Genomic DNA, 16,373 nt, shown 5'->3' on the forward strand with positions numbered 1-16,373 from the left:
TTAGGCTCTCTCATCGGTGTCGACCAAACCTGAGAAAAAAGGAATAGTCGGATCACCGGATGCGTTGCACAATGCTGATGTGTGTGATGTCCGTTTACCACTAGCCGGGTGAGCAGCGGTTTCGGTCATTCTCGGGGACACTCGACGACCCCCACAACGGTGTGGGACGGCGACGTCCCTTTGTGTTCGAAGTGAGTGTGGGAGGTAGTGGCATGTTCCTGATCGGTGTCATCGCCGCGTGCCTTGCTGCCATCGCCTACGGAATGTCGACCGTTCTGCGTGCGCTGGGAGCGCGGCGGGTGGCGACGACGGCCCGTGAAGAGGGCACCGAGGCCAGCCACACCAATTCGGCCGGCGGCCCCTCGTTGCAGTCCACCGCGGCCACCTTCATGGATCCCGCCTTCATCCTCGGCACGATGATGGTGGTGATCGGCTTCGCCGGCGGCGCGCTCGCCGCCCGTTTCCTGCCGCTGTTCCTCTCGCAGACGATCGTCTCGGCAAACCTCGTGGTCACCGCACTGCTCGGCACGATCATGCTGAACATCGCATTGCACACCCGCGACTGGATCGCCATCTGGCTGGTTGTGCTGTCGCTGTGCCTGCTGGGTCTGTCCGCCGAACATCACACCGGTGGCGGCGAGAGTGCCGTGTTCCACTGGGAACTCTTCGTGGCCACCCTCGGCCTGTGCGCGCTCGCCCTCTTCGGCGTCTACCGGCTCGGCCGACATGCGGCGATCGTCGGCGGCGCCGCGGCCGGCCTGCTGTTCGGCATGATCGCGATCGGGGTGCGCGTCCTCGACGGCATCCAGCCGTTCGACGCGCTGGTGTTGATCACCGACCCGGCCGCCTGGACGATCGCCTTCGCCGGCGCCGTCGGCTTCTTCGTCCAGACAGTCGCGCTCCAAGTCGGCGCCGTGAACGGGGTGACCGCGGTGCTGGTGGTCGGCGAGACCGCCGGACCCAGCCTGGTCGGTGTCCTCTTCTTGAACGACACCGCCAAGCCCGGTCTCGGATGGCTGGCCATCGTCGGTTTCATCGGTGCCGTCGTCGGTGCGGTGCTGGTCGCCTGGTATGGCTCCGGCGACCCCGACCACTTCGGGGAGGCACCACCGTTGAAAGGCGGGTGGCGTCGCGGACGCGAGGACGACGAGGACTCGGCCGCCGACAGCGGCGAGCTCGATGCCGCGTCCGACCATTCCCCGTCACGACGCGAACCCACCCCCGAAGAGAGCGAACTGTTCCGGCGGGCGTCGTCGGGTCGTTCCGCGCCACGGGATCGGTCGTCGGGTGACGGAGAGTCCTCACTCCCCTGATGCCGCCGACGTCCCGATACCCGGGCCGTATCCGCTGTGCCGTCAGTCCTTCTTTCGCGTACCCGGCAGCACCCCGGCGTCGATCACCGCTTTGACATAGGGCCGTGTGCCTTCGAGCAGCTCGTCGATGCCCGGTCCGGCCCACGCCGGTGCGGTGATCGCGTCGGTCTCGTCCTCCATCGTCTTGTACAGCTCGACACCCGACGCGTTCAGCTGGTGACCCGCGTCCGTACGCACGGCGAGGCCACGGTCGACGAGCCGGTCCACCGATGCGTCCCAGTCCTCGTCGGACCAGCCACGCGTCAGCTGGACCAGCTTGCGACCCAGCAGCCGACGGCGGATGGTCGGGTCCTCGATCTCGGCCTCGTGGAACGTCACCGCGTCGAGCCGTCCGAATCCGTGATTGACCAGCACCGCAAGATGGTTGTCTCCGCGCCACTCGCGAATGATCGCGATCGCGTGCCACAGGGCCACATGCGGCTCGTCCGGCGGCGTCGACGCCGCCCAGGCCGCCGCGAGTGGGCGTCCACCGAGCGGCAGACCCGACACGATCTCCCGGTAACGCTTCTCCAGGTCCCGGATCTCGGCGTCGTCCACCCGAGCGTCGAGGACGGCGCGGAGCTGCTCGTCGAGCATCTGATAGCGCCGGGCGGCCACCTGCTCGAGCCCGACGGCGCGCGCCGCATCCCATGCGGTCGCGATGAGCGCCGGTGAGAAGTTGTAGAACGCGGAGGCGACCACCGAGGAGTGGCAGTCGCCCATCGGCGCACCACGCGCACCCACATAGAAGCCGTGCCCGTCGAGCCCGGTGTCCTGCTGCGCCGCACGCAGTCCGCGGTTGAAATACGCGAGAACGTGGAAGGGTTCGATGGTTTCGTAGGCTCGGCGTGCAGTGCGGATGGCGCCGTCGTCGGCGGTCGAGGTCATGGCTCCACAGTCGCGGCGACACCGACGCCTGTCAACCGGCTGCCACGAGCCGCCGCAATCCCGCCCGCACCGACGGCCGAGCCGGTAGATGTGGAGGCATGGACGACGTCGAGGCGATCAAGCAGCTCAAATACCGCTACCTGCGTGCCCTGGACACCAAGGACTGGGACGTCTTCGGCGACACGCTGACCGCCGACGTCACCGGCGAGTACGGGGCGAGCCTGAACTTCACCAACCGCGGCGAATTGGTCGACTACATGCGGAGTTCCGTCGGGCCGGCGGTGATCACCGAACACCGGGTGACCCATCCCGAGATCGACGTCGAGGGCGACACCGCCACCGGTCGGTGGTATCTGCAGGACCGCGTCATCGTGCCCGATTTCTCGTTCATGCTCTTCGGGGCCGCGTTCTACAGCGACCGGTACCGCAAAACCGATGAGGGCTGGCGGATCTGCGGAACCGGCTACGACCGCACCTACGAGGCCAAGCTCAGCCTCGCCGACCTGCCGAGCTTCTCCCTCGACGTCGGCCCCGCCATCCGGATCTGACGTCATGTCCTGGCGCGCGCAGCGATTCGCGAATCGGCGGGAGGCCGGAATCGCACTCGCCGACCGCCTACGCGACGAACCCGTCGTGCGGGCCACGAGACCGGAGGCGATCACCGTGCTCGGTCTCGCCCGCGGCGGTGTGCCGGTCGCACGCGAGGTCGCCACAGGGTTGGGCGCAGCTCTCGACGTCCTCGTGGTCCGCAAGATCGGGGCGCCGGGCCAGCCGGAGTTCGCGATGGGCGCCATCGCCGCCGGCCAGACGGTGGTCAACGACGACATCCCACGCCGCCTGGGTGTGTCCGACGAACAGTTCCGGGCCGCTGCGGATCGCGAGGATCGCATTCGCCTCGAACGGGAGGAACGCTATCGCGCGGGCCGTGAGCCGGTGGCTCTTGGCGGCCGGACGGTGATCATCGTCGACGACGGTCTGGCGACCGGTTCGACGATGGCGGTGGCGCTGCGTGCGGTGCTCGCCGCCCGGCCCGACGCGGTGGTGATCGCGGTCCCGACGGGTCCGAGCGACACGCTCGACCGATTCGCCGCGGATCCGAACGTCGACGCTGCCGTGTGTGTCATGACACCCGAACCGTTCAACGCGGTCGGTGGATCGTACGACGACTTCCGTCAGGTCGACGACGGCGAGGTACGCCGGTGCCTGGGTTCCTCGTGACGCGGTGGTGACAGCGTCACCGAGCCTCAGACCACCCGACGCAGCGATCCCGGAATCGTGTCCGCATCGGAGTCCGCGGCAAGTGCAAGAACCTCGCCGAAGCCCGCGACCAGACAGTCGGCGAACAGTTCGGGCTCGGTGATCGAGGCGGCGTCGTGATTGAGACCGAGACATGCCACGCCGTTGTGGGTGATCATCGTGGCCATCACCGCACAGCCGGGCAGTGGTCCGAACGGAAACATCCGTTCCACCTTCGCCCCCGCCACGTAGGTGTCCCAGGGGATGCCCGGGACGTTGCTGGCCTGCAGGTCGTTCTGCGTGGTCGCGCCGCTGAACTGCGCGAGCACCTGGCCGGGGAGCCAGGCGAGGACGGACCCGAGGGTGTTGAAGATGTCCACCGCCGGCTCGGTTCGCGCCACCCGGACCTGCTCGCGAATCGTCAGCACCCGCTCGAACGGGTCGGCGATGCCGACCGGCCCGGCCAACCGGCCGACGGCGATGCGGTTGCCGCCGGCGGGATCTTCGGGCCGGCGCACCGAGATCGGGATGGCCACCGGGATGGTGTCCACCGGGTGACCGAGTTTCTCGTGATAGAGCCGGAACCCGCCGATCAGCCCCGCGAGATAGACGTCGTTGACGGAGCCACGCGCCGCGGTGGCCGCGGCTTTGAGATCCGCGAAGGGCACCTCGAACGCGCTGAACCGCCACGACAGACTCCGCGCCGCGAGTAGCGGCGATCCGGGCGGACTGACCATGCCCGCCACGCGGGGCACCGACCGCCCGTACCGGAGAACGTTGCTGACCGCGCGTTTCGGCCGGACCAGACCCCACACGCCGCGCGCGACGACGTCGACCCGATGTGGCAGCCGGGCCAGTTCCTCCCCGAACTGTCGTCGGAGCACCTCGATCGAGGAGATGTTGACCGGTGCCGGATCGGGTGGCTGAGGCTTGCCGGCGATCGGCTCCCGGGAGGTCGAGTGCAGCTGGGACAGACCGAGAATCGCACCCAGCCCGTCGGTCAGCGCGTGGTGGGCCTTGAGGAAATACGCCGCCCTGCCGTCGGGCAGACCCACGATGAGGGTGCCCTCCCACGGTGGGCGCGCCGGATCGAGCGCGGTCATCGCGAGCTGCTCACACGTGGCGAGCAGTTCGCGCATCGAACCGTCACCGGCCAGCCGGATCCGGCGGACGTGGTAGTGCAGGTCGAAGTCGGGGTCGACGGCCCAACTCGGCGTCCCGGTACCGAACGGCGAGTCGACGACGCGTTGCCGGAAACGCGGCGCCATCCTGCTCCCCCATTCGTGCGCGGCGATCAACCGATCCCAATCCGGTTCGCAGTCATAGATTTCCAGCATGCTGATGGTGCCGCGCAGCCGACGGTCGGTGTCACCGCGCCACATCAGCGCGTCGACCGGACTCATGTGCGGCTCGTTCGCCCAGTCCAGCGGTTGGTCGGAATCGGTCATCAGCGATCCTCCGTCGACGGGGCCATCCAGCTGTCCTCGATGTCCACCGGCCAGTCCGCGAGCGCGGTGATGAACATCTGACGCACTTCCTCGGCGTGCTCGCCCACCGTCTCCGGACTCCAGGTCGACGTGTCGACGGGTGCGAGCACCTTCACCTCCACGGTGCCCGGCCGGATCAGTTGGGAACCGCGCCACATCAATTCGCCGGTGTTGCGGAGTACCACCGGAACCACCGGAACCCCGGCCTGCATCGCGATGTGGAAGGGCCCCTTCTTGAACGGCCCGATCCGGGGTGTCGCCGAACGGGTGCCCTCGGGCGCCACCACCAACGAGATCCCATCGTCGCGGAGCTTGCGCACCGCCGGTGCCAACTGCTCGATCGCGCGACCGGGATCGGCCCGATCGATGAAGACCAGCCCGGCCGCATCGAGGATCTGGCCGAGCACGGGCACGCGCTTGACCTCTTTCTTGGCCACCCCGGTCGCATCGTGGCGAACCAGGTGGATCATCACCGGCAGATCGAGTTTGGACTGGTGATTGAACACGAACACGCAGGGTCGGTCCGACGTCAGGTGTCGCGCACCGTCGAGCACACGCACGTCGACGCCCGCCAGCGTCAGCCCGATGTCGTTGCCGGCCGGAATCGCGTCCTCCACGAGCACATTCGGATTGCGGCGCAGGAGTCCGACGGCCGATCCGGCGGCAGCCGCTCCGATGAACGCACCATAGAAGGCGCCGGTTCGCGCAGCCATCGCCAGCCGGTTGTACGACGGGTTCCGCAGATCGAGGATCGGCCATCCGCGGGCCTGAGCCTCCGCGCGCAGCGCATGTCGCGGCGAGACGGCGGTGGGATGACCCACCGACTCGAGGTAGGGGATGTCCTCGTTGCCGTCGCTGTAGGCGAACGAGGCATCCAGGTCGATGTCGTGCTCGCGTGCCAGTGTCCGGACCGCGGCCGCCTTCCCCGGACCCCACAGCGGCCGGCCGAGGACTCGGCCGGTGACGATCCCGTCGACCACTTCCATGTCGGTCGCCAACGCATGGTCGGCCTCGATCTCTCTGGCGATCGGTTCGATCTGGAAGCGGGTCGCCGACGACGCGATGACGATCCGGTGCCCCATCTCGCGGTGGGCGCACAGGATCTGCCACATCTGCGGGCGCAGATTGGCCGCGGTCTCGTGCTTGAACAGGCGGTCGCCGAATTCGATCATCTCGGCGTAGGTCTTGCCCGCGAAGACGGGCTTGGTGACCTCGAGGACCTCGGCGTAATCCTGCTCGGAGGTGATCCCGCGCAACGCGATGAGCAGGGAACTCGCGAGTTCGCCGACACCGAATTCCATGCTCCGCAACCGTGCCCGGGTGATCGCGCTCGCCGAGAAACCTTCGATCAAGGTCCCGTCGTAGTCGAAGAACGCGGCGACCTTCTTCCCGGTCGGGGCCGACCGGATCATGCGCAGCGTGTCGGCGAGAACGCTCACCCCGGCACCCCCGTCTGCTCGGCCTCGATCGCGGCGATGCGTGCCAACCGGTCGCGCATCAGATGCACCTCGTCGAGCCACGCCCGACGCGCGACCGAGAGATCCCGCTCGCCGTCGACGGTGACCAGGTGCCGGTTGTCGGCCAGCTGATACGCGGCGTCATAGAGCTCTGTGGACACGGAGTCCTTGCTCCGCACGATGCCCTGCAACGACATCTGACGACCCAGGCCGAGGCAGGCCCGCAGCACGTCGGCCTTCTCGCACGTGGCGCCGCCCGAGGACACGAGGTGCTCGGCGACGACGAGCTGGGCGTCGAAGAACGGCTGCAGGGTGCGACGGGCGAACAGCGCGCCGGCATGCTCACGCAGCACCCGGTCGGTCCACGCCTGCGTCGGCGTCACGTCTCGCCATTCCGGGTCGATGAGGTCGAGTTCGGCACCGAGGCGATGCAAAAACAGCTCCTTGGGCGGGAAGAAGAACTCGAACTTCAGCAGATCCCGAATCCGCAGGGCCTCTTGCTGAGCCGGCGCCAACAACTCGCCGTCGTCACCCACCGCGCCCTCGGCCACCGCGAGCATGCAGAGTTCGACGATGGCCCGGTCGACGAAGTGATGCAGGGCGCCGTTGCGGTAATAGGCGGCGACGGCGTGGCTGTTCGGCGCGATCGACCACACCGTATCCGTGCCGCCGTCGAACCGGCTCAACACCCCGGCGTCGGTCAGCACCCGCAGCGTGCGCCGCAACCCGACACCGCGGCACAACGCCGGGTCGGGTCCGGGTAGACCCCGCCGGTCGATGTAGTCGAGCAGCGGCGCGAGGATGGCCTCGATCTCTGCGACGGTGTAGGCCCGATCGCGCGCGCCGAGCAACGCGAAGCCGGCCAGCGAGGTCGCCGAGATCGGTGTGGCCGCGTTGATCTCGTCCATCACCTTGAACGCGATCTTCTCCAGCTTGGCCCGTCCCTCGCCGGACTCGGCGATGGCCTGCTGGAGCGAGAACGGCTCACCGAAACGTACCCGCGCCTGACCGGAGTAGTGGCGTTGTGCCTTGGCGTATTTGAGGAGCCAGGTCACTCCCTCCGGCTTCTTGGACCCACCGGCGGATTCCGCGGCCATCGCGCCGATCTCCTGGAGCTGGTCGTAGACGATCGAGGTGGGCACCACCATCACGTCGGCGTTGTCCATCTGCTCGACGGCGTCGACCACGTACGCCAGCAAGCCGAGCATCGGTTTGCGCAGCTTCCCGGTGCGGCTGCGGCCGCCCTCGATGTACCACTCCAGATTGAACCGTTTCTCGACGATGAACGACAGGTAGGCGCGCATCGCGAACTTGTAGACGGGGTCCCCACCGAACTTGCGGCGGATGAAGATCATCCCGGCGCGGCGGGCGATCGGGCCGACCGGCCAGAAGGACAGGTTGTTGCCGCCGAGCACGAGATTCGGCGGAAAGTCGTGATCGCGCAACACCTCCGACAGGACCAACGGATCGACGTACGAGCGGTGCGACGGCAGGAACACCAGCCCGTGCGACTTGTTGATCGTGCGCAACCGGGCGAGCGTGTCGAGGTCGACGGTGACCGTCCATGTGCGTTCGTGCAGGGTGCTGAAGATCGACGAGAACACGTCGTCCATCAGGCGGCTCTGGGTGGCCACGAACGACGACATCTTGTCGGTCGCCTCCTGCACCACCGCGGCGGCGGGACGGCCGAGATCGGCGGCCAGCTTGGCCGCGCCGGCCTGGAAGCGCGCCGACGCGCTGATCTGCTCGGCGACCAGTCTCGGCACCTTGTACCGGTCTCCGATGATCTGTCGTTCGGCACGCTCGGCCGACAGGGACGCCTGCACCGCCACGAAGGCCCCGAACGGCTCTCCCTCGGCCTGATCCCGCTCGTACCGGGCGTGGAGATCGGCGACCGTGGCCGGTTCGCCCTGCACGATGCGCAACCGATCGGGGCGGCGGTTCTTGATGAGCGGCTGGGTGATCGCGGTCGGACGTCGCGGATTGGACAGGACCAGCACATCGGCGACCGACACTCGGCGTTGTCCCTGCCGGATACCCGGCAGCCACACCACCCGTGCCGGGATGAGCACGGTCTCCGGGGACAGATCCTCGACGACAACCTCACGCAGTGCTCGGACCGGCGCCTCGGGATGGGCTGTCGCGGCCCATTCGGTGACCGCCTGCAGCTCACAACCGGTGCGCACCTCGGCCAGCACCAACGAGTCGCTCACGCCTACCACCTCTCACACCGGACAGTTCCCCGGCGCACACGATCGGATCTCACCGATCGCGGGCAGCGGCGCCCGGCACGATCATTGTGACTCGGGAGGCGCCCTGCCACGTCGTGTTCGGACAGACCGGGTGGCTTTTCAGCGGTGGTGCTCTAGTGGGGCGTCTGACCGTTGGTGCCGGTGCCGCCCTTGCGCAGCAGCGCGGCGATCTCGGATCGGTCGGCAACACCGAGTTTCGTGCACGTCCGGTAGATATGACCCTCGACGGTGCGGACCGAGACCGTCAGCCGCTGGGCGATCTGCTTGTTCGTGAGACCGGCGGCCACGAGGTTGGCGATCTCACGCTCCCGGGTGGTCAGCGGCAACGGTTGAGCGGCCTCGACGAGTGCCGGTGTGCGGAGGCCGCCACACTCGGCCGCCAGACGGTTGGCCACCGCCGCCGACGCGACGGTGGCCGCACGGCTGTTGTCCGCCTCATGCAGCACACTGGCCTGAGCGGCCGCGTCAGCCGCCGAGAGCTTGAAGCCCAACGCCTCGAATTCGGTTGCGCACAAATCGAGTTCGACGGCGTCTCGCGCTTCCACGGCTGCGGCGTGGCGGGCGTACAGCCCGGCGAGCGGACCGTCGATCCGCCCGGCGAGCTCACGCAGCCGCTGCGCGCCGGAGGCATCACCGAACCGCGCCGCGGAGTGCCACGCCTCGGCCTCGATCGCGAATTGCGCCGTTTCACAGGCCGTCCGCGCCGCCTCCTGGGCGGTCTGCACTGCCAGGGACACGGTGCCCGCCGACGCCTGCTGCCACGACTGGGCGATCGCGAGCATCGGCCCGAACACCGCGATGTGGCGGCCGTATTTGGCCTGCGCCTTCCGCAGGGCGCGCTCGGCCTGCTCGGTGCGACCACCCGCGCTCAACGCCTGGACGAGGTAGAACATGGCCGGATAGTTCCACGATTCGGCGGCCCGCCCACTGTCCAGGGATGCCAGTGTCTGCTCCATGCGGCGGCCGACCGAGTCGCTGTCTCCCCGCGACATCTCCACCACCGAGACGAGGATGCCGGACATCGCCCAACCGAGGTACTGCCCGACATTGGAGAACTGCACATAGCGATCGGCCCGCGCGGCGGCCTCGTCGAGTTGTCCGGTGAGCGTCAGGGCCAAGATCTCGCCGAGGCCCGCCGGGAACCGGAGCAGTCCGTCGGTCGACGCCTCGGCCACACGTGCGCGGGTGGCCATGGCAGCGACCTCGTTCCCACGACCGGTCAGGGCTCGGGCGAGGCTGCCGCCGAAAACCGCGAATTCGATTGCCCACGGGGAAGGATTCGGCGAGTCGAGAACCTCGTCGGACAGCGCAATCGCATCGTCGACCCGATTCTCGAAGATCGCACAGGCCGACTCGAAACCCTTCACGACCAGCGCCAGGTTGGGGTCGGTGACCTTCTCCCGCAGCATCGCGAGCACCTGGTCGGCGCGGTCGGCGTCGCCCAACGCCCAGAACACCGTCGCGAAACGCAAACCACCCCAGTAGATCAGCTCGATCTCGTTCAGCTCGTCGGGATCGAACCCGACCAGCACCGCATCCGCTTCGTTCCCGTAGCCCTGCCACATGAGGGACCGCGCCAGCGGTTCGGCGGCGGCGAACCCGGCGGAACCCTCGTCGACGGCGGCGCGTGCGAAACGCTCACCCAGCGGCGCATTGGCCAGACCGAGAGCGTCGCGCGCCGCGGCACTCATCAGAGCGGCATCGACCGCGACATCGCTCTCGAGCGCGAGGTCGGCCAGGCGGATACGTTCGGCCGGAGTGTGCGCTCCCCGGGACTGCAGCGCCTTGACCAGACGGCCGCGCAGCCGTCTCGACGACGCCAGACCCAGTCGGTGGCGGACGACCTCTCCGAACAGCGGATGGGTGTATTGGACGTTCAGTCTGCGGCCGTCGCGCAGGATACGCACCAGACCGGCGATCTCGGCCTCCTCGACCGCCTCCTCACCCGCCAGCTCCGCCAGGATGTCGATGTCGAGGGGTTCACACAGCGCCAGGTACTTGAGCACGTTGAGCACCGAATCGTCGAGCTGCTCGATCCGGCTCTCCAGCAGGGATGCGAGCTCGGAGGTGATCGCCGCCCGCCCACGCAACTGCCACACCCCGTTCACCTGACGCAGTGTGTTGGCCTGGCGGGCGCCCTCGACGAGATGCCGTAGGAACAAGGCGTTGCCGCCGGACGCCTCCCACATGAGATCGGCGGACAGACCCTCCAGCTGACCGCCGAGGACCGACTCGATCAGCTCGACGCTCTGATCTTTGGTGAACGGCGACAACGTGATCCGGGTGAGGTGATTGTCCTTCCACAGGGAGGTGACGGCATCTGGCACCGATTCGCCGGAGCGCACCGTCGCGACGATGTGCACGGCCCGGTCGATGGCCAGCTGATGAAGCAGGGTCGCCGACAACTCGTCGAGAAGATGCGCATCATCGACACCGATCACGACATTGCCGTCGGCCAGCAACGATTCACGTGCCGCCGCCAGGTAGGTCACCGGGTCACTCGAGGTGGCCGGGCCGACCAGATGCGCGAAGACGCCGAGGGGGATGCTGCGGGCCGATTCGGTACCCGCCACCCAGCGCACACCGCCGTCCAGGGCCGCGGTGACGTGCCTGGCCAGAGTGGTCTTGCCGACGCCCGAATCACCGGTCAGCACAACACCGCACGCAGCCGTCTCACCGCGTAGAGCGGCTTCGATGATGCGAAACTCTTTCTCACGCTCGACCAGAGGCCAGTCGGAGGACATGGCGGTGATCTTAGTCCGTAGGCCCCTCACCTGGCACAGGTCAGGGGTACCCAACGGTATGGAGACCGTGAGTGGTGGGTCTTCCACCCGGCGCCTGAGGGCAGGCTTCACGAAGGGAGCCTCGCGAGGAACGAGCGATGCGTCAGCCTCTCGCTCCCTGAGGAGCCTCGCGAGGAACGAGCGATGCGTCACGAAGGGGCGCCCTGCGCAAGCACCCTGCGAAACTCAGGCGTCGCGTCGATCGGTCACGACGATCCCGATCACCAGGATGATCACCGCGAAAACGGCGAAGTAGATGAGGGAACCGTAGATGTTCCAGTGGAAATCGCTGCTGCCGTCCGCTCCGTGGAGAAATCGGGTGCCATTCGCGAACGGCAGGAACGGGCCGATATGTGAACCCACCTTGGGCAGGACCGACAAGATCGACTCGATCGCCAGGTTCCAGATCAGCACGATGACGATGGCACCCGCGGTGTGCCGGACGATCGCCCCCACGCCCAGACCGATGAGCACGTACAGCACGGCGATCACCGGGGTTCCCCAGAGCTGTCGCAGGACACCGCTGTCGCCGAGTTCGATTCCGCTCGATGACCCGGCGGTCGCCCGGGCGAGGACTACCCCGATCACCGCGAGGGCGAGCGTCACGACGAACGCCAACCCACCGAACACCGCCGCCTTCGCGAGGAGGACGGTCGATCGGGTGGGGACGGCCTGAAAGGAGGTCCGGATGGTGCCGAACCGGTATTCGCTGGTGACGGCCAGAACGGCCATGATCATCAGGACCAGCACACCGAAGGCGTTGAGCCCCACGAGTGCGGTACCTGCGGAGTCCCCCGGTGTCGACGCCACCGGCCCGCCCGCCGTCAGTCCGGTGAGCAGAGCAACGCCGATCGCGAGAATCGCGACGATCGCGACACACCAGTAGGGCGACCGCGTCGACATCAGCTTGATGCGCTCGGCATCGATCGCGCCGATCATCGCGCACCACCCGGACCGCCGAACCCGGGCTGCTGTGGCGGGCCGGCCTGATGGTGCTGCGACGGAGCCTGTTGCTGTTGCCCACCACCCTGGTACTGCACCGCGTTCGCGGTCATCGACATGAAGACCTCTTCCAGTGATGCGGTCGTGCCGGTCAGTTCGTGCACGACGATGCCGGCGCGGCCGGCGAGATCGCCGACCTGATCGGTGGTCACGTCGGCGACCGTCAGCATCGGTCGACCGTCGGATGCGGCACCCGGCGTGACCGCCAGTCCCGCCTCGGCCAGCACCCGGTGCAGTTCGGGCAGGTACGGACTGCGGACGCGGACGCTGGACGACGCCCGGCTGGTGAAGTCGCCAACCGAGCTGTCGGCGATCAGGCGGCCCTGGCCGATGACCACGAGGTGATCGGCCGTCAGCGACATCTCGGTCAGCAGATGGCTGGAGACGAACACCGTCCGGCCTTGCTGCGCGAGGTTGCGCATGAAGCCACGAATCCAGACGATCCCCTCGGGATCGAGCCCGTTGACGGGTTCGTCGAACAGCAGAGTGTGTGGATCACCCAGGATCGCGCCCGCCAGGCCGAGCCGCTGCTTCATGCCCAACGAGAAACCGCCGGCACGTTTGGAGGCGACCGACGAGAGCCCCACGATCTCGAGAACCTCGTCGACCCGTCGCATCGGGATGCGGTTGGACGCCGCCATCCAGCGCAGGTGCGACCGCGCACTCCGGTTCGGGTGGATCCATCCGGCGTCGAGCAGGGCACCGACCTGTCGCAGCGGATGATCGAGGTCGCGGTAGGGCTGCCCGTTGATGGTGGCGTTACCGCCGGTTGGATTGTCGAGCCCGAGCATCATCCGCATCGTCGTGGATTTCCCGGCGCCGTTGGGACCGAGGAATCCGGTCACGACGCCGGGCCGGACATCGAAGGTGAGGTCGTCGACGGCGCGAACCTGGCCGTAGACCTTGGTCAGATTCTCGACTCTGAGCACGCCTCGACCATATACGCCGTCGCCCCGGGCGGCCTCGATAGACTGAGGCGCGTGCCGGTCACCTTTACCGTTCTGCTGTGGCCTGTAGCAGGTCAGGACGACGAACTGCATGCCTACGAGGACGATGTCCTACGGTTGGTCGGCGAACATCGCGGCCGCGTTCTGGCCCGCGCACGAAGTGTGGACTCCGACCCGCAGCCGGCCGAGACCCAGCTCATCGAGTTCGCCGATGACGCGGCGCTACAGCAGTACCTGGCCGATCCGCGGCGGGTCGCCATGGCCGACCGCCGTGACGCTTGTGTGGCGCGCACCGAGATGTGGCAGGTCGAACTCGATGACGTCCACCCGCGCTGACGCGCTCCATTCACCCGGGTCGAGTCGCACCGCCCGCTGGTCGAGTAGCAGCGAACGAAGTAAGTCCCACCACCTGCGGGTTGAGTAACAGCCGAACGAAGTGAGTCGCACCTCTCGCTGGTTGAGGAGCAGCGAACAAAGTAGGTCCCACCACCCGCCGGTCAAGCAGCAGCGAACAAAGCAGGTCCCACCACCCGCCGGTCAAGCAGCAGCGAACAAAGCAGGTCCCACCACCCGCCGGTCAAGCAGCAGCGAACAAAGCAGGTCCCACCACCCGCCGGTCAAGCAGCAGCGAACAAAGCAGGTCCCACCACTCGCCGGTTGAGTAGCAGCGAACGAAGTGAGTCGCGTATCGAAACCCCCTGACACAGATCCCGATACGCAACTCGCCGGGCGGCTCGGCACTCCTCGATCAGCGTGCGGGTTCTCGCCGTGCCTGATCAGCGGCCGGGCGACGACGCCTGCGCCCAGAAACGCTTCGGTATCCGGCCGGAAGCGGCGGCGTACCGTCCGGCCAGCACCGCGTGCCGCATGGCCGCAGCCATCCGTTCGGGATCGTCGGCGCGGGTCACGGCAGACGCGAGAAGGACTGCATCACAACCGAGTTCCATCGCAAGAGCGGCGTCGCTGGCGGTGCCGATCCCGGCATCGAGTACCACCGGCACCTGCGCCGCCTCGACGATCATCTCGATGTTGTGTGGATTGGCGATCCCCAGCCCGGTTCCGATCGGTGAACCCAATGGCATCACGGCCGCCACGCCGAGATCCTGCAGCCGTGCGGCGAGCACAGGGTCGTCGTTGGTGTACGCGAGCACGGCGAAACCATCGTCGACCAGCGCGCGGGCCGCGTCGACCAGCTCGATGGGGTCGGGCAGCAGTGTGCGCTCGTCGGCGACCACTTCCAGTTTCACCCAATGTGTTTCCACGGCCTCGCGCGCGAGCTGGGCGGTCAGGACCGCCTCGGCCGTGGTGTGACAGCCGGCCGTGTTGGGCAGGATCGCGATGTCCAGACGCCGCAGCAGTTCGACCATGCCGGTGCGTGATTCGGGACTGACCCGCCGCAGAGCGACGGTCGTCAACTCGGTGCCGGACGCGACCAACGCACGTTCGAGTACCGCCAGATTGGCGGCGCCGCCGGTACCCATGATCAGCCGCGACTCGAACTCGCGGTCGGCGATGCGTAGTGGCGCATCCGATTGCGTCATCAGCCGGCTATCCACCCTGCACCGCCGTGACGATCTCGACGCTGGCGTTCGCGTGCAGGAGACGATCCCACAGACCACGTGGCACCACTTCCCCGTCGATCGCGACGGCGATTCCGCGATCCGGAAGTCCCATGGTCGCAACCAGTTCGCCAACGGAGGCGTCGGACTCGAGGTCGGTTGTCTCGCCGTTGACGACGATCGTCATCATCGATTCCCTCCTTCAGGGCCGGCTCCGACGGCCGCAGGTCCAAGATCCGCGCTGTCGGCGATCATCGCCAGGAACGCGTCGGCAGTGTAGGGCGCCAGCAGGATTCCGTTTCGACCATGACCGGTGGCGACCATGACGCGCTCACTCACGCGACGGATGATCGGCAGACCATCGGGCGAACACGGACGCAGGCCGGCGCCCGCCTCGGTCAGCTCGTAGGTCCGCAGGCCGGGCATCAGCTCCACGGCGTCGGAAAGCAGATCGGTCACGCCACCGACCTCAGGATCTGCGCTCTTCTCGTCGAATGGCTCGTATTGTGTTGCGCCGACGACGATGCCATCGGTGCGCGGCACCAGATACACCGACCGTCCATGCATGCGGGCCCGCACCACCCGGGACGGGGGCGGCACCGACCAGCGGGTGCGTCGCAGCCGGAGGATCTCCCCCTTCGCGGCGTGCAGGGACAGACCGGGCAGCAACGATCGTGTGCCGAGTCCCGCGCACACCAGAATCGCGTCCGCGTCGAGATCGTCGAGATCGGTGACACGGTGATCGACGACCTCACCACCGCCGCCGACGACGGCGTCCTGCAGCCGGGTGAGCAGGCGCCGATTGTCGACCGCACCCTCGCCGACTGCCAGATATCCGCTGTGTAGACGCGAACTCAGTCCCGACTCCATACGGCGGATCTCGGCGGAATCCACCCGATGCAGTTCCTCGGACGCTCGCGGCTGCTGCGTCCACACGAACTCGGCGAGGGTGGTCAGGTGTTCGGCGTCCGCCGCCGAGGCGGCGACGAACAGCGACTCGCTCGCCGTCATGATCATCGGATCCCCGAGCCGGGCCACCAAGTCCGGCCACCGTCGCACCGACGACACCGACAGCCGCAGCAGTTCGTCTTCACCGGGGTGGCCCTCACCCAACGAGCCGAGCATCCCGGCCGCCACCCACGCCGCACGCCGCCGCGGCCCGTCGTCGTGGACCCGGACCTGATATCCGGCGTCGACGGCGGCCAACGCACACGTCAGGCCGATCACACCACCGCCGACGACAGCGAGTGTCGGCGAAATCCCATCATGAGTGTCACTACGCACCAGAGCGCATCCTTCCTTCGCCGGCATTACCCGGATCAGGTCAAACGGTCTGCAGGGGTCGACCTGCACTCTCAGCCCGGCGGACCCCCGGGCTCCCGTGTCGTTCGCGATCCAGCCTACCGTTAC

At 67.7% G+C, this 16,373-nt stretch carries 14 protein-coding genes and 1 riboswitch; of the genes, 4 read left to right on the top strand and 10 right to left on the bottom strand.

The window, feature by feature from the left end; translation table 11 throughout:
• Positions 1-212: 212 nt before the first annotated feature.
• On the top strand, positions 213-1,313 hold the full coding sequence (locus tag ACVT6V_RS00665; RefSeq protein WP_489897903.1) for an EamA/RhaT family transporter: 1,101 nt from the start codon (positions 213-215) through the stop codon (positions 1,311-1,313).
• Positions 1,314-1,355: 42 nt separating this feature from the next.
• Here ACVT6V_RS00665 and ACVT6V_RS00670 read toward each other — a convergent pair whose 3' ends face one another.
• Entirely contained in the window at positions 1,356-2,240 is an 885-nt protein-coding gene (locus ACVT6V_RS00670) for an SCO6745 family protein (RefSeq protein WP_489897904.1), read from the bottom strand.
• Between the two features lie 98 nt (positions 2,241-2,338).
• Between ACVT6V_RS00670 and ACVT6V_RS00675 the strand changes: the two genes are divergently transcribed.
• Both ACVT6V_RS00675 and ACVT6V_RS00680 read left to right on the top strand, forming a co-directional pair.
• The gene (locus tag ACVT6V_RS00675) at positions 2,339-2,788 is read left to right on the top strand and encodes a nuclear transport factor 2 family protein (RefSeq protein WP_489897905.1); all 450 of its coding nucleotides are present in this window, start codon (positions 2,339-2,341) and stop codon (positions 2,786-2,788) included.
• A 4-nt stretch (positions 2,789-2,792) separates the two neighbouring features.
• Complete coding sequence (locus ACVT6V_RS00680) at positions 2,793-3,458, top strand: phosphoribosyltransferase (protein ID WP_489897906.1); 666 nt, start codon at positions 2,793-2,795, stop codon at positions 3,456-3,458.
• A gap of 26 nt (positions 3,459-3,484) precedes the next feature.
• On the opposite strand, the gene ACVT6V_RS00685 is transcribed toward ACVT6V_RS00680, so the two are convergent.
• The 6 genes from ACVT6V_RS00685 to ACVT6V_RS00710 form a co-directional block, all read right to left on the bottom strand.
• Complete coding sequence (locus tag ACVT6V_RS00685) at positions 3,485-4,924, bottom strand: wax ester/triacylglycerol synthase domain-containing protein (RefSeq protein WP_489897907.1); 1,440 nt, start codon at positions 4,922-4,924, stop codon at positions 3,485-3,487.
• Positions 4,924-6,402, bottom strand: a complete 1,479-nt coding sequence (locus ACVT6V_RS00690; protein WP_489897908.1) for an HAD-IB family hydrolase — start codon at positions 6,400-6,402, stop codon at positions 4,924-4,926. The genes ACVT6V_RS00685 and ACVT6V_RS00690 overlap by 1 nt, the downstream gene beginning before the upstream one ends.
• Positions 6,399-8,633, bottom strand: a complete 2,235-nt coding sequence (locus tag ACVT6V_RS00695; protein WP_489897909.1) for a glycerol-3-phosphate 1-O-acyltransferase — start codon at positions 8,631-8,633, stop codon at positions 6,399-6,401. The genes ACVT6V_RS00690 and ACVT6V_RS00695 overlap by 4 nt, the downstream gene beginning before the upstream one ends.
• Positions 8,634-8,785: 152 nt before the next feature.
• Positions 8,786-11,416 carry a helix-turn-helix transcriptional regulator gene (locus ACVT6V_RS00700; protein WP_489897910.1) on the bottom strand — a complete coding sequence of 877 codons (2,631 nt, stop codon included), beginning with the start codon at positions 11,414-11,416 and terminating at the stop codon, positions 8,786-8,788.
• Positions 11,417-11,641: 225 nt separating this feature from the next.
• Positions 11,642-12,394: an ABC transporter permease gene (locus ACVT6V_RS00705; RefSeq protein WP_489897911.1), complete on the bottom strand. Its 753-nt coding sequence runs from the start codon at positions 12,392-12,394 to the stop codon at positions 11,642-11,644.
• Positions 12,391-13,386, bottom strand: a complete 996-nt coding sequence (locus tag ACVT6V_RS00710) for an ABC transporter ATP-binding protein (RefSeq protein ID WP_489897912.1) — start codon at positions 13,384-13,386, stop codon at positions 12,391-12,393. The genes ACVT6V_RS00705 and ACVT6V_RS00710 overlap by 4 nt, the downstream gene beginning before the upstream one ends.
• Positions 13,387-13,437: 51 nt before the next feature.
• On the opposite strand from ACVT6V_RS00710, the gene ACVT6V_RS00715 reads away from it, so the two are divergent.
• The gene (locus ACVT6V_RS00715) at positions 13,438-13,740 is read left to right on the top strand and encodes a DUF1330 domain-containing protein (protein WP_489897913.1); all 303 of its coding nucleotides are present in this window, start codon (positions 13,438-13,440) and stop codon (positions 13,738-13,740) included.
• A gap of 440 nt (positions 13,741-14,180) precedes the next feature.
• Here ACVT6V_RS00715 and ACVT6V_RS00720 read toward each other — a convergent pair whose 3' ends face one another.
• The 3 genes from ACVT6V_RS00720 to thiO form a co-directional block, all read right to left on the bottom strand.
• Positions 14,181-14,945: a thiazole synthase gene (locus tag ACVT6V_RS00720; RefSeq protein WP_489897914.1), complete on the bottom strand. Its 765-nt coding sequence runs from the start codon at positions 14,943-14,945 to the stop codon at positions 14,181-14,183.
• 7 nt (positions 14,946-14,952) lie between these two features.
• Positions 14,953-15,150, bottom strand: a complete 198-nt coding sequence (gene thiS / locus ACVT6V_RS00725; protein WP_489901079.1) for a sulfur carrier protein ThiS — start codon at positions 15,148-15,150, stop codon at positions 14,953-14,955.
• Positions 15,150-16,274, bottom strand: coding sequence for a glycine oxidase ThiO (gene thiO / locus ACVT6V_RS00730; RefSeq protein ID WP_489897915.1), 1,125 nt, complete (start codon positions 16,272-16,274; stop codon positions 15,150-15,152). The genes thiS and thiO overlap by 1 nt, the downstream gene beginning before the upstream one ends.
• Positions 16,242-16,356: riboswitch (TPP riboswitch) on the bottom strand. Its footprint overlaps the gene before it by 33 nt.
• Positions 16,357-16,373 lie beyond the last annotated feature (17 nt).

It is taken from the genome of Gordonia sp. LMA167 (assembly GCF_058130025.1).